This window comes from Sinorhizobium sp. 6-70 (genome assembly GCF_030124375.1).
In the GTDB taxonomy this organism is placed as follows: domain Bacteria; phylum Pseudomonadota; class Alphaproteobacteria; order Rhizobiales; family Rhizobiaceae; genus Sinorhizobium.
Genome location: NZ_JASKLS010000013.1, coordinates 16,455 through 30,475, shown reverse-complemented (window position 1 = coordinate 30,475; position 14,021 = coordinate 16,455). Strand labels below are relative to the sequence as shown.

Sequence of the window (14,021 nt, the reverse complement as noted above, 5' to 3'; positions counted from 1 at the left end):
CTCCCAAAGCCTACGCAGCCTGCGCAAGCAGAGAACCGATGAGAACACTTATTCCGGTGCGATCTTGTGTGAGGCTTGCTGCGGCATGTTTGCCTACAGCGCCGCGCGTCTAATTAGACGCGCAAAGGACGCTGTAGCACTTTGAATTGTCGTAGCCGATTTGAGGAACCAGGCAGTCGGCTTCACGCCTGGGATTTGACGACGGCTGCAGCGCCGTCCGACATCAACCCGGCGAGGGTCCGGACGAGCGTGTCGCGGAATGCCTTGTCCGACGGCAGGTCGTCACCGAACACCTCCGTGATGCGGAGAAGCGCGGCCACGATCTCTTCTGGCCGTTGCAGCGGCTGCGCGACGCTGGCGATCCGGCCGGCAAGCGGGTCGCGGACATCGATGGCGTTGGCCTTTTCGTCGATGCCGCGCGCATAGCGCATCCAGGCGGCAACGCCGAGCGCCAGGCGGTCGTAGGAGGATTTCGCAGCGCTGCGGTCGCGGATAGTTCCGAGCAGCCGCTGCGGCAGCTTCTGCGATCCGTCCATGGCGATCTGCCATGTCCGGTGGCGCAGCGCCGGATTGCGGAACCGCTGAAGCAGTGCCTGGCGATAGGCAGCGAGATCGAAGCCCGGCAGCGCCGGCAGGGTCGGCGAGACTTCCTCGACCATCAATCCTCCGATCAGCGCCTCCATGCCCGGCAGCGCCATGGCTTCGGCAACCGTTTCCGCGCCTGCCAGGTAGCCGAGATAAGCGAGCGTCGAATGGCTGCCGTTGAGCAGCCGCAGTTTCATCATCTCAAAGACGGCGACGTCATCGACGAAAACAACGCCGGCCTTCTCCCAGGCGGGACGGCCAAGCGGAAAATCATCTTCCACCACCCACTGACGGAACGGTTCGGTCACGATCGGCCAGGCATCGACAAGGCCGATCGCCGCGGAAATGTCCGACCGGTCTTTTTCCGTCGTCGCCGGGACGATCCGGTCCACCATGGTCGACGGAGAGGCGAGCTCCCGGATAATGTTGGCGAGGGCCGGATCGCGCAGTTCCGCGAAGCGCTTCACCACGTTCTTCAGCACGTGGCCGTTGGACGGAAGATTGTCGCAGGAGAGCAGCGTGAACGGGGGCACGCCGGCACGCGCCCGACGCGCAAGCGCTTCCACGATGAAGCCGACCGCCGACTTCGGCCGCGCCGGGTTCTGAAGATCATGGACAATGTCGGGATGACCTTCATCGAGCGTGCCCGTCGCCGGATTGTGGCAATAGCCCTTCTCGGTGATCGTCAGCGAAACGATCCGCGTCGCAGGGTTGGCCATGCGGGCGAGCACGGCTTCGGGATCCTCCGGCGCACAAAGAAGCTCGGCGACGCTGCCGATCACCTGCAGTTCCTCTCCCTCGCCATCCTGGACCTTTAGCGTGTAGAGCCCGTCCTGCGGCGCGAGCGCGTCGCGTGTCTCGGGGCTGCGCAGCGAGACGCCGGAAATCCCCCAGGAAGGATCCTCTGCGAGCACCGCATCGGTAAAGACGGCCTGGTGCGCCCGGTGAAACGCGCCGATGCCGAGGTGGACGATGCCGACGGCGAGCCGGGCGGGTTCGTATTCCGGCCGTTTGACGGCAGCCGGCAACCGGTCGAGTGTCTGTCGTGAGAGCTGCATCATGAAGCCTGTTGTTGTTTTGCGCGCGCGACGATCTGCGTCGGGCTGACGAACTGTAGTGCGAGGACCAGCCAGAAGAGCGTCGTCACCATATAGACGACCGCCATCGCGTCGATCGACTGGCTGGCGCGCACGCCGGAGGCGAAAACCGCGTAATAGAGCGCAACGACCAGCGTCTGGCTCGTCGGTCCGGCGATCAGGAAGGTGAGCTCGAACATCGCGATCGTGCGCACGAGGACGAGAAGCAGCGCGGCCAGCATACCCGGAAGCAGGAGCGGCAGCAGGATGCGCAGGAAGAGGCTGCCGGTGCCCGCGCCGAAGACGCGCGCGGCGGCTTCGATGCGCGGATCGATCTGCTCGATGAACGGGATCATGACAAGGATGACGAAGGGCAGCGAGGGCACCAAATTGATCAGCACCACGCCCCAGAACGAACCGCCGAGACCGATCTGGTAAAGGACCGTCGCCAGCGGAATGCCGTAGGTGAGCGGCGGGATGAGGAGCGGTAGCAGGAAGAGCAGGATGACGGCACGCTTGCCGGGAAAGTCCCGCCGGGCCAGCGCATAGGCAGTGATGACGCCGATCATTCCGGAAATGAGGACGACGGCGAAGACGACCTGAAAGGTGACGAGAACCACGCTCGAAAGCTGGAACTCGCTCCAGGCGTCGAAATACCAGCGCGTCGTCCAGCCCGCCGGTAGCCAGGTGCCGAGCCAGCGCCTGGCGAAGGAGTTCATCACCACGGCGGCCATTACACCAATGAGGTTCAGCACGAATAGGCCGGCGAGCGCCCACACGGCGAAGCGCCACAATTTCGAGGCAAGGCCCTGGTCACGGATCATGGCGTCACCTTTTCTAGTTCAAGGAAGAATGTCGTTGAAACGTCGAAGTGCATCGCCTTACCCTTTCGTGCCGCCCGCGGGGCCGCGGTAAAAGAGCGTACGCAGGCCGAGCACCGCCACGACCACGACGAGTTCGACGAGCCCCATGATGATCGCGATCGCCGAGCCCATCGAGTGATCGTACTGCTCGAACGCGGCCTGGTAGGCGGCGATCGAAATCACCCGCGTCGGCCCGGCGGGCGCGCCGAGCAGCACGGCCGATGGAAACACCGCGAAGGCCTGGACGAATGCGAGGCAGAAGGTGACGGCGAGGCCCGGCACGAGCAACGGCAGGAAGACCCGGAAGAAACGCTGCCGCGGTCCGGCCCCGAGCGTTGCGGCCGCCTGCTCGATCGCCGGATCGATGCCGGTCACGTAGGAGAGCGTCAGGAGAAACGCGAAGGGGAACCCGGTGATCAGCAGCGAAGCGAAGACGCCCCAATAATTGTTGGTGAGCTTCACCGGCGCATCGAGCAGCCCGACGAGGATCAAGGCACGGTTGAACCAGCCCTGCGGGCCGAGAAAGGTCAACAGGCCATCGGCGACGAATACCGTGCCGAGCGTGATCGGCAGCACCAGGATCGTCGTCAACAGCCGCTGCCGGCTCATCAGCCGCACACGGAAGGCAATCGGCAGCGCCAGCGCCATGTTGACGATCGTCACCGGCAGAGCGAGCCAGAGCGTCGCGCCGATCGTCGCGAACTGGAAGCGGTCGGTGAAGAAGCGGGTGTAGTTCGCGTACCAGGCGCCCTCACGCGGCATCAGCGAATCGACGATGCCGTAGGCAAACGGATAGACGAACAACGCGAGCATCACCGCAAGTCCGGGCAGGACGAGCAGCGTCGTCGCGTCGAAACCGCGGGCGGCGAGCCGCAACCGAAGGGAAGGCCTGTTCATGCCGCCTGCCCCTTGAAGAGAAGCGCCCGGCCGGCGACCGGCTGCAGCCTTGCGGCGGCGCCGCGCGGGAGCGCATGATCGGCGCGGAAATAGAGTTCCGAGCCGTCAGCGCCATGCGCCATGCCGAAGAAGGCACGGCCGCGATATTCCATGCTGCTCACCGTGACCTGAACTCCGTCACCATCCTCGACGGCCACGAGATCTTCCGGGCGCACGGAGAGGATGGCGGCGTCCCCCGGTTTCAGCGGCTGGCGCATTGTGCCCGTGAGCCGGGCGCCGGCTGCCTCGATTTCCGCCTCGCTGCCGGAAACCGACAGCACCCGCCCGGGAAGCCGGGTGCGGAAGCCCATGAAATCCGCCACCTCGACATGGACGGGGCGCTGGTAGAGATCTTCGGGGGTGCCGATCTGCATGATGCGGCCCTGGCTCATCACGACGATGCGATCGGCGAGCGAAAGCGCCTCGTCCTGGTCGTGCGTGACATAGATGGTGGTCGAACCGATCTGGTCGTGGATGCCGCGGATTTCGGCGCGCATCTCGAGCCGGAGCTTGGCATCGAGGTTGGAGAGCGGCTCGTCCATGAGCACGACCGGAGGCCGGATAACGACGGCGCGGGCAATGGCGACGCGCTGCTGCTGGCCACCGGAGAGCTGCCCCGGCAGCTTGTCGGCCTGCGAGCCGAGGCGGACGAGGTTGAGCGCGTCGTTGATCCGCTTGTCCGCCTCGGCGCCGCCGATACCCTGCATGGTAAGGCCGAAACCGACATTGCGGCGCACGGTCATATGCGGAAAGAGCGCGTAGCTCTGGAACACCATGCCGAAGCCGCGCTTTTCCGGTTCGAGTTGGTCGATGCGCTGGCCGCCGAGACGGATTTCGCCTCCCGTCAGCGGCAGGAGGCCGGCAACGCAGTTGAGCGCCGTCGACTTGCCGCAGCCCGAAGGTCCGAGAAGCGCGATGAATTCGCCCGGCTCGATCGCAAGGTCGATGCCGTCAAGCGCGTTGTAAGCACCGAACGAGCGGCGCAGGCCGTCAAGCTCGAGACGTGCGCCCTGTCTTGACTCGCCCTTTTTCAACTCGCCTTGTTTCTGCGAGGGCGCCTGTCTTGGGTTTTGAACCGGCAGGGTCAAGGTATTCTCCTATTCATGGTGCGCTTTCCGGTTGCCGACCCCACTGTGCGTTTCCCTACATCGAAGCCGATTTAGGGATAAAACATACAGCAATTCAAAGTGCTGCAGCGTGCCCTTGCGCGTCTGAAAAGACACGCGGCGCTGCAGCGGGATCGTCACGACACCCGTTCTTCTGGCGGCGGCGTCTGCGCGGCCGATAGCGTTTGGATGCGGCGGCGACGGTTCGCCGGCGTCGCATCCGGTTGATTAGAGCGCGATGAGGAAAAGTGTGTGCGGTTTTCCGCCCGCATCCCGCTCTAACTTATTGGAATCGATCAGCCCTTCGATGCGCCGATCTGTTCGTCCCAGATGCGGAACGCATCGACGAGCTTGGCCGGCTCGAGCGGAACCTCGAGCGGGTTGTTGGCGATCCAGTCTTCGTACTCCGGCCGCCCGAACTCGGCGATGGCGTCCTGGCTTTCCTGCGGCGCCATGTCGAGCGTCACGCCCTTCGCCGCCGGACCCGGGTAGAAATAGCCCTCGTCAAAGGCGATCGCCTGCTGCTGCGGCTGGAGGATGAAGTTGATGACGTCGAGAAGGACGGCCACCTTTTCCTCGGATACGCCCTTCGGAATGACCGCATAATGCGCATCGGTCACCCAGTGGAAGCCTTCGAGGGTGCTTACTTTCGCCTCGGCCGGAACGATGCCGAGCACGCGCGGGTTGATGTCCCAGCCGGTGGTGGTGACGACGATGTCGCGGGTGCCCTCGCCGAGTTCCTTCATCACCTGCGTCGTTCCGGTGCCGTAATACTCGATGTTTTCGCCGAGCGCCTTCAGATATTCCCAGGTCTTGCTCCAGCCGTTGACCGGATCGCGCGGGTCGCTATCGCCGAGCAGATAGGGAAGCCCCATCAGGAAGGTGCGACCGGGACCGGAGTTGGCCGGGCGCGCATACATGAAGCGCTTCGGATTGGCCTTGGTCCATTCGAGCAGTTCGGCAGCCGTCTTCGGCGGCGTCGCGACTCGCTCCGGGATATATTCGATCAGCGGACCGGAAGGGTAATAGGTGATGACGACGCCCTGGTCCTTCGCGAGAGCCTGCATCTTGAAGGCCTGCGGCAGGAGGATGCTTTCAAGGTTCGGGAGACTCGCCTTGTGCGCGGAGAGATCCACCCAGAGCCCCTGGTCGAGCCCGGCGGAAAGCGCGTCGGTGCCGGTGAGTACGAGGTCGATATCGACCTTGCCGGCGGCCTGCTGGGCCTTGATCTTCGACGGCAGTTCGGGGGCGGGCGCCTTGGTGAAGGCGAAGCTCGACACCCATTCCGGCTTTGCCGCCGCGTAGTTCTCGAACATGCCCTGCGTCAGCGCCAGGTTACCGGCAACGTCGACGACGGTGATGGTGACCGGAGCCGACGGCGCCTTGGCCTGTGCAAAGCCGCGGGTGGGGATCAGGCTCAACCCCGCCATGCCGGCAACGCCGCCGACAAAATTTCTGCGTGTGATCTTCATTCTCATTCTCCTCCATCGTTATGCCGGACGTCTCCCGAGCGGCCGGCCCCTGCAACGCCGCGCGTCTCATCGGACGCGCAAAGGTCGCTGCAGCAGCTTGAATTGACTCACAAGCGATACGCCCGCTTGGCGAGCCCGTAAGCAAGTTCGCGCGCAAGGTCGTGCGCCTCCTCCTCCTCGAGGCGGTGGTCGGCGACGAGGCGCGCGAGATAGGCGCAATCCACCCGGCGTGCCATGTCGTGCCGCGCCGGGATCGACAGATAGGCGCGGGTATCGTCGTTGAAGCCGACGGTGTTGTAGAAGCCGCAGGTCTCCGTGGTTGTCTCGCGGAAGCGGCGCATACCCTCCGGACTGTCGAAGAACCACCAGGCGGGGCCGAGCCGCAGTGCCGGATAGTGGCCGGCGAGCGGTGCCAGTTCGCGCGAATAGGCCGTCTCGTCGAGCGTGAAGAGAATGATGGTCAGAGAAGGGTCATTCCCGACCGCATCGAGCAGCGGCTTCAAGGCATGCACATAATCGGTTGCCTTCGGGATATCGGCGCCCTTGTCAGGTCCGAAGTTCGCAAACAGCGACGGATTGTGGTTGCGGTAGGAGCCGGGATGGATCTGCATGACGAGGCCGTCCTCCTGGCTCATCCGCGCCATTTCCGTCAGCATCTGGCCGCGGAAGGCTTCGGCTTCCGCTGGCCCCGCCTTGCCGGACAAGACCTTCTCGAACAGGCTTGCAGCATCGCCCGGCGAAAGGTTTTCCGTCCGGGCTGTTGCGTGGCCGTGATCGGTCGCCGTGGCGCCGCGTGCCTTGAAGAAGGCGCGGCGGGCGCGATGCGCGTTGAGATAGCCGGTCCAGGTCGCGGATTCGCCGGTCAGCGCAAGCAGCTTCCCGACATTCTCGACAAAGCCCAGCGCCTCGGCATCGACCACCGCGTCCGGCCGATAGGTCGGCACGACGCGGCCATGCCATCCCGAACCGCGAACCGCATCATGATGCGCAAGATCATCGAGCGCGCCGTCGGTCGTCGCGATCACTTCGATGCCGAATTTGTCGTAGAGCGCGCGCGGCCGCAGTTGTGGCGTGGCAATCGCCTCGGCGATGCGATCGTAGAGGGCGTCGGCATTGGCCGGCCCCAGCCGCTCGGTGATGCCGAAGACGGCTTCCAGCGAATGCTCGAACCAGAGCCGCGTGGGCGTGCCGGCAAAGAGATGGAAATGCTTGGCGAAAAGCCGCCAGATCGAGCGCCCGTCGGGAGCGGTACCCGAACCATCGCGCCTCCTGACCCCGAGGTCCTCCAGCCTGACGCCCTGCGAATAGAGCATGCGCGTCGCATAGTGGTCCGGCGTGATGAAGAGCGCCGCCGGATCGGGGAACGCCCGATCCTCGGCATACCAGACCGGTTCCGTATGGCCGTGCGGGGAAATGATTTTCAGGCCAGCGACAGCGTCATAAAGGCGCCGGGCGATGGCCCGCGCCTCCGGCTCCACCGGAAACAACCGATCGGGATGCAATGCCATTTCCGGGGCCTCCCTTCCCTCATCCATATTGGCAACCTGAATGAATTGATATACTAGTATCCAAAACCGAGTCAACAGATGGAATTCGCCTCCATGTCGAAACGCCAACGCCCGGATGTGTCCTCGCCGACTTTCGCAGCGTCAGGCGGCGCCAGGATTCGCCGGGTGACGTCGGCGTCGGCGATCTATGAGCAGCTCCATGCCGCGATCCTTTCGCTGCAGATGAAGCCGGGCGTCGCGCTGCAGGAGAAGCGCATTTCCGAGGAGTTCGGCGTCAGCCGCACGCCGGTGCGCGAGGCGCTTTTAAGGCTGGCCGAAGCCGGGCTCGTCGAAATCTTCCCGCAGTCTGGGACCTTCGTGTCGCGCATTCCGGTCTCCGCCATTCCCGAAGCCGTCGTCATCCGCAAATCGCTGGAGCGCACGACGGTCGAACACGCCGCCGAGATCGCCAGCGCCAACGATATCGCCAGGCTCGATGCGATCATCGCCCGCCAGCGCGTCCACGCAACGCTCAATGAACCATCGCAGTTCCATGAACAGGACGAGGCCTTCCACGAGGCCATCTCGGCAATCGCCGGCTATCCGGGCATCTGGAACATCCTGAAGACGGTAAAGCTGCAGATCGACCGCGCCCGGCGTCTGACGCTGCCAGTGCTCGGCCGCATGGACAGCGTCATCGAGGAGCATACGACGATCCGCGACGCCATCGCGGCCCACGATACGGACCGTGCGCGCGGCGCGATGATGGATCACCTGAGCGCCGTCATTCCCGACATTGACGAACTGAGGCTTCTCTATCCGGGCTATTTCAGCTGAACACCGGCTGTCCGTGACGACCCTAACAAAGATTCAAGACTGACAGGAGGAACACCAATATGCGGCAAGGCTGGAGATGGTTTGGGCCGGATGCGCCGGTCACGTTGGACGATGTGCGTCAGGCGGGCGCGACCAATGTCGTCTCGGCGCTGCATCAGGTGCCGATCGGCGAAGCCTGGACCGAAAAGGCCGTGCGCGAGCGCCAGTCGCTCATCGAGACCACGCCTGCCGGCCGTACGCCACTCAAATGGTCGGTCGTCGAGAGCATCCCGATCCCCGATCTGGTCAAGCGTGAGGGTGGTAAAGCAAAGGCCCAGATCGAAGCCTGGATTGCCAGCCTCGAGGCTGTCGCCGCCTGCGGCATCAAGATCATCTGCTACAACTTCATGCCGGTCGTCGACTGGACCCGCACCGAGCTCGACTTCGTCACGCCGACGGGCGCGACCGCGATGCGCTTCGACCATGAGCGCTTCGCGGCCTTCGAACTTTTCGTCTTGAAACGACCCGGCGCCGAGAGCGAATACTCGCAGGAGGACCGCGAGCGGGCAGAGGCGGTCTTCCGCTCGATGCCGGAGGAGGAGATCGCCGAGATCACCCGCATCATCACTTCCGCGCTCCCCGGCTCAACCACCGAACCGCTGACGATCCCCGCCTTCCGCGAGCGGCTTGCAGTCTACCGGGAGATCGACGCGGCGCGCCTGCGCCAGCATCTGATCGAATTTCTTGAGGCCGTGACGCCGGCGGCGGAAGCGCGCGGCGTCAAGCTTACGCTTCATCCGGACGATCCGCCCCGTCCGCTCTTCGGCCTGCCGCGCATCGCCTCGACCGAAGCCGACTACGCCGCGCTGTTCGACGCCGTGCCCTCGGAAGCGAACGGCATGTGCTACTGCACCGGAAGCCTCGGCGTCAGGGCCGACAACGACCTGCCGAAGATCGCCCGGCGTTTTGCCTCGCGCATCCATTTCGCCCATCTTCGCGCCACCACCCGCGAAGGCGACGGCCGCAGCTTCCATGAAAGCGCGCACCTCGAAGGCGACGTCTCGATGGTCGATGTGCTGAAGGAGCTCGTTGCCGAAGACAAGCGCCGGGGAGCGGAAGACACCATCGTGTTCCGCTCGGACCATGGCCACCGGATGCTCGACGATCTGCAGAAGACCGTCACGCCGGGCTATCCGGCGATCGGCCGTCTGCGCGGTCTTGCGGAACTGCGCGGCATCCTTCACGCGCTCGGCGCGCCGCCGACCTGATCGATCCTCGAACGGACGCCAAGCGTCGTCTGACTGCTGCATGATTCATCTAAGGGATCATGCAGCAGTCAGCGGGAGCTTCCCGCCGAGCCGGATGATGGCGGAAGAGAGTGGGAGTCGAACCCACCAAAGGCCGTCTCTCGACCCCTCCCGGATTTGAAGTCCGGACGCCCCACCGGGGACGAATCTCCTCCTGAAACACCCGCCTTGTCGCTCACACCATTCGACAAATTGCCGAAAAGGTCCAGTCGGTTGCGATTGAGACGGCGCATGTCGCCGCGCCTGAGCGTGACGCTGTGACGGTCGAAGAAGTCGAGGATCTGGATCGCAACCTTGCGGCCGTTTTCGAGACGATCGCGGAACTGCATCGCCGTGAACCAGCCCTTGTCGGCGGCCGTGCTGATCTCGGCGATCACCGCGACCATCTCCGCCACCACCTCGCGCAGGAAGAAATGATCGTGCGCCACCTCATGCACCTTGCCCATGCGGCTGCCGAGCTTCATGAGCCGGCGCACCTGCGCCTCGGGCACCGCCAGCAATCCGGCGATATCGCGCACCCGTGGCGGGCGGAACCGCTCGGATCCGTCGAGCAGAGGCGCGATATCGTGCCAGAGCCGTTCGTCAGCCAGGGTCATCGTCACCCGGTGGTCGGCAAGCCGGACCCAGGCTCCGTCGAGCGCGATCTCTCCCGGTCGCGCGAGGGCCTGCAGCGCCGCCCGAAAGGCCGGCACCGGCAAGCGAAGCTCCGCCTGCGTGCGCAGCCGCTCGACACCCATCCCCAGAAGGTCCGGATTGTCGGCGTGGAAGGCCTCGAGCCGGGCAAGGATATCGTTGCGGAATTTTTCCCAACTCGTCTCGGACATGGCAAGCGTCGTCGCCTCCAGCGGCAGTTGCACGACGCCTAGCGCTTGCGTCAGCGCGGGCATGTCCGTTGCTGCAATCGCCCGGTCGCGGGCGAAGGCGCCGAGGTCGAGATAAAACGGCGGCGCGGCAAGCAGCGCCTCGATCGCCTGCTTCGGCTCGGTCAGGGCGTGGCCCTCGAATTGCGCCATCCGTTCCGGGGTACGGCGCTTGCGTGCCGGCGCGCGCAGATCCAGGAACCGACCGCCGCCGATCGTGCGGCGCGCTGAGGTGTCGCGAACAACGTAGCGGTCGCCGGCCGCCGCCGCGATCGGCCGCTCCAGCACCAGCTGGACCAGCGTGCGCGCTCCAGGCACGACCGGCTCTTCGGCCAGCAGGACGATCCGCGCTCCGACTTCCACCGAGGCATGATGAAGCCGCACCGGGAACCAGTGGCCGATCGCCCTGGGTTCAGAGCCGAGCACGCGCAGCGTAGCGTCGATCCGGCTCGTCGGCGCATGCAGACTTTGGTCGCAGACCATGTCGCCGCGACTGACCGCCCTTTTCGTGATGCCGGGACCAGCGAGGTTCAGCGCGCAGCGATCGCCCGCGCGGCCGGTTTCGCTTGGCCTGTTCTGCGCATGGATCGACCGCACCCGTGCGTTGAGGCCGGCGGGGCTGATGGTGACATGATCCTCCAGCGACACCTGTCCTGAAAGCACGGTTCCGGTGACCACCGTGCCGACGCCTTGGATGGTGAAGGAGCGATCGACGGCCAGCCGGAAGCGCCCGCTTGCCTGCCGTCGCGCGAAGCGACGTGCCGCACCGACTATTTCGTCACGAAGCGGCGCCACGCCCCTGCCCGACAGCGCCGAAACCGGGATCATCGAAATATCGGCGAGCGCCGTGCCGGCAAGCGCATCTCGCATCTGCCGTTCGACTTCTTGAAGGCGATCTTCCGCCACGAGATCGGCCTTGGTGATGGCGACGATGCCGTGTTCGATGCCGAGAAGATCGACGATCGCCAGATGCTCGCGGGTCTGCGGCATGACGCCATCGTCGGCTGCGACCACCAGGAGCACGAAGTCGATGCCGCCGGCGCCGGCCAGCATGGTGTGGATGAATTTCTCGTGGCCCGGGACGTCGACAAAGCCGAGCGCCTCCGCGCCCTCGACCGGCATGTAGGCAAAGCCGAGCTCGATCGAAATGCCGCGGTCCTTTTCCTCCTTCAGCCGGTCGGTGTCGACACCGGTCAGCGCGCCGATCAGCGACGTCTTGCCATGGTCGATATGACCGGCGGTGCCGACGATCACGTTTCTTTCCTCTCGCTGGCCGGCTGGGATGGATCCGCCGTCTCGGACAGCGGCATCGCAGCGCGGCGTTCGGCCTCCGTCAGTTCCTCCGCGTTGAGCCCGTCACGCACGACGTCGAAAAATGGCGTCGCCAGCGCGCTGCCAGCTTCACGCGCCCTCAAGAGCCAGGCGAAGGCTTCGACGGGATCGCGGGTGATGCCGCGTCCCAGATGATAGGCCGCGCCAAGCATCGCCTGCCCGTCGGCGTCGCCGGCGCGCGCGCCAAGCCCCCACCAGTAGACCGCCTCGATCGGATCGCGCGCGACGCCGATGGCATTGTGATAGAGCATGCCTAGCCGCGTCATCGACGCTGCGGAACCGTTCTTCGCGGCAGCGAGCGCCCAGCGGTGCGCTTCCGCAAAGTCGGGCTCTACCAACTCGCCCTCCAGAAGCATCCAGCTCAGCATGTCCTGAGCCTCGGCGTCATCCTGTTCGGCTGCCTTGCGGTAGAGCGCCGCCGCCCTTTGATAATCCGGTGCGATCCCCTCGCCCTTGAAGAGCAGCGAGGCAAGGTTGCGCTCACCGACCGGATCGCCGGCCTCGGCGGCGAGACTGAGCCAGCGATAGGCAAGGTCGGCATCGCGGGCGACGCCCAGTCCACCAGCAAAACATGCGCCGATATTGTTCTGCGCCCGCGGATTTCCCGCCCGCGCCAAGGGCATCCAGATCGCAAGTGCAGTCTCGTAGTCGCCGCTGCGGGCAGCGGCGAGCGCTTTCTCCATCGGCGCCTCGCCGGATTGATCGCTCCCGGTCGTTCTTCGCAAGAGGCGGCTGAAAAGACTCACGACGACGGTCCTTCGCTCGGCGGATCGAGATGCGCCAGATTAGCGACGAAACCGTCCTCGTCCTCGAGGCAGCGCAAATCGAGGATGAGCGACCCGCGCTCGATACGGCCGATTACCGGCATCGGCAGACGCCTCATGGCCGCGGCCAGGTCGGCAAGCGTGCGCCCGCTGCCCGAATGCGGCGTCAAGGCGAGCCCCGCGCTTGGCACCGTGGAGAGCGGCAGGGCGCCGGAGCCGATCTGGCTTTCGCAATCCACGACGGAAACGCGGAATGCGCCCTTCAGCGCGCGCTCTACCATGGGTGCCAGTCGCGCCGCCTGATCGCCGATGTCCGTCTTCGGACGGGAAAGCAACCGCATGGTCGGAAGCCGCTCGCCCAGGCGATCCGGGTCGCGATAGAGCCTGAGCGTCGCTTCCAGCGCCGCAAGGCGGATCTTGTCGACCCTGAGCGCGCGTTTCATCGGGTTGCTGTTGATCTTTTCAATGAAGGCGCTGCGCCCGACGATGAAGCCGGCCTGCGGTCCGCCGAGCAGCTTGTCGCCAGAGAAAGTGACAATGTCGGCGTCGTCGGCGACCGCTTCGCTAACGGTCGGTTCATGCGCAAGCCCGAAGCGCTCGAGATCGGCAAGCGTGCCCGAACCGAGGTCATTGACGAGCGGCAGTCCGCGTTCGTGGGCGATGCCGGCAAGCTCCCGCGCGCCGACCTCCTTGGTAAAACCTTCGATGCGATAGTTGGAGGTGTGGACTTTCATGATCAGGCCGGTTTCGGGACCGATGGCGTCGCGATAGTCCCTCGCGTGGGTGCGGTTCGTGGTGCCAACCTCGACGAGGCGGACGCCGGAGCGCAGCATGATGTCCGGCATGCGGAACGCGCCGCCGATCTCGATCAGCTCGCCGCGCGAGACGATCGCCTCCCTGCCTGCCGCGAGACTGTTCAGCACCAGAAGCACGGCCGCGGCATTGTTGTTGACGACGGTCGCATCCTCCGCACCGGTCAGCTCGCATATCAGCGCCCGCAGGTGATCGTCTCTTTCGCCGCGCTTACCGCTCTCGAGGTCGAACTCGAGCGCCACCGCCTCGCGCATCGCCGCCGTCGCGGCATCGATCGCCGCCTCGGCCAGCAGCGCCCGTCCGAGATTGGTGTGGAGCACCGTCCCAGTCAGATTGAACAGGGGGCGGAGCGTCGATCGATCATTCTCCTCGAGCGCGGCGACAGCGGTCGCGATGATGGCGCCCGAAGGAGGCACTTCTCCACCTTTGCGCACTTCGTCCCGGGTCGTGGCGAGGACTTTCCGCAGGGCCTCGGTAACGGCCGGTCGGCCGAAGCATTCGACCGCCTCGACGAGGATGGCCGATCTCAGGAGCTCGTCCACCGACGGGATGTCACGCAACCGGACATTGGCATCCATCAAAGTCCTCCCAGCAGTTCAAAGTG

The 14,021-nt window shown here is 65.1% G+C and carries 10 protein-coding genes, 1 tRNA gene and 1 pseudogene; 2 read left to right on the top strand and 10 right to left on the bottom strand.

Annotation, left to right across the window (positions count from 1 at the left end; translation table 11 throughout):
• Positions 1-182 precede the first annotated feature (182 nt).
• The 6 genes from QN222_RS22585 to uxaC form a co-directional block, all read right to left on the bottom strand.
• Positions 183-1,643 carry a mannitol dehydrogenase family protein gene (locus tag QN222_RS22585; protein ID WP_283965746.1) on the bottom strand — a complete coding sequence of 487 codons (1,461 nt, stop codon included), beginning with the start codon at positions 1,641-1,643 and terminating at the stop codon, positions 183-185.
• Positions 1,643-2,485: an ABC transporter permease subunit gene (locus QN222_RS22580; protein WP_283965745.1), complete on the bottom strand. Its 843-nt coding sequence runs from the start codon at positions 2,483-2,485 to the stop codon at positions 1,643-1,645. The genes QN222_RS22585 and QN222_RS22580 overlap by 1 nt, the downstream gene beginning before the upstream one ends.
• A 57-nt stretch (positions 2,486-2,542) precedes the next feature.
• Positions 2,543-3,421: a sugar ABC transporter permease gene (locus QN222_RS22575; RefSeq protein ID WP_284005597.1), complete on the bottom strand. Its 879-nt coding sequence runs from the start codon at positions 3,419-3,421 to the stop codon at positions 2,543-2,545.
• Entirely contained in the window at positions 3,418-4,494 is a 1,077-nt protein-coding gene (locus QN222_RS22570; RefSeq protein ID WP_283964346.1) for an ABC transporter ATP-binding protein, read from the bottom strand. Before QN222_RS22570 ends, QN222_RS22575 begins: the two co-directional genes overlap by 4 nt.
• Before the next feature lie 368 nt (positions 4,495-4,862).
• Complete coding sequence (locus tag QN222_RS22565; RefSeq protein WP_283964333.1) at positions 4,863-6,038, bottom strand: extracellular solute-binding protein; 1,176 nt, start codon at positions 6,036-6,038, stop codon at positions 4,863-4,865.
• 107 nt (positions 6,039-6,145) lie between these two features.
• A complete protein-coding gene (gene uxaC, locus QN222_RS22560) occupies positions 6,146-7,546 on the bottom strand; it encodes a glucuronate isomerase (RefSeq protein ID WP_283964334.1) in 1,401 nt (466 codons plus the stop codon).
• A 93-nt stretch (positions 7,547-7,639) separates the two neighbouring features.
• On the opposite strand from uxaC, the gene QN222_RS22555 reads away from it, so the two are divergent.
• Together QN222_RS22555 and uxuA are read left to right on the top strand one after the other, a co-directional pair.
• Positions 7,640-8,362, top strand: a complete 723-nt coding sequence (locus QN222_RS22555) for a GntR family transcriptional regulator (RefSeq protein ID WP_283964335.1) — start codon at positions 7,640-7,642, stop codon at positions 8,360-8,362.
• Positions 8,363-8,421: 59 nt separating this feature from the next.
• Entirely contained in the window at positions 8,422-9,609 is a 1,188-nt protein-coding gene (gene uxuA / locus QN222_RS22550) for a mannonate dehydratase (RefSeq protein WP_283964336.1), read from the top strand.
• Between the two features lie 98 nt (positions 9,610-9,707).
• Here the strand turns inward: uxuA and QN222_RS22545 are convergent.
• From QN222_RS22545 to selA, 4 genes and pseudogenes are all read right to left on the bottom strand, one after another.
• Positions 9,708-9,803: transfer RNA gene (locus QN222_RS22545), tRNA-Sec, on the bottom strand.
• A gap of 123 nt (positions 9,804-9,926) precedes the next feature.
• Positions 9,927-11,762: pseudogene (gene selB / locus QN222_RS22540) on the bottom strand (selenocysteine-specific translation elongation factor); the annotation flags it as partial.
• Positions 11,759-12,523: a tetratricopeptide repeat protein gene (locus QN222_RS22535; protein ID WP_283964347.1), complete on the bottom strand. Its 765-nt coding sequence runs from the start codon at positions 12,521-12,523 to the stop codon at positions 11,759-11,761. The gene QN222_RS22535 and the pseudogene selB, both read right to left, overlap by 4 nt.
• Positions 12,524-12,582: 59 nt before the next feature.
• Positions 12,583-13,995: an L-seryl-tRNA(Sec) selenium transferase gene (gene selA / locus QN222_RS22530; RefSeq protein ID WP_283964337.1), complete on the bottom strand. Its 1,413-nt coding sequence runs from the start codon at positions 13,993-13,995 to the stop codon at positions 12,583-12,585.
• Positions 13,996-14,021 lie beyond the last annotated feature (26 nt).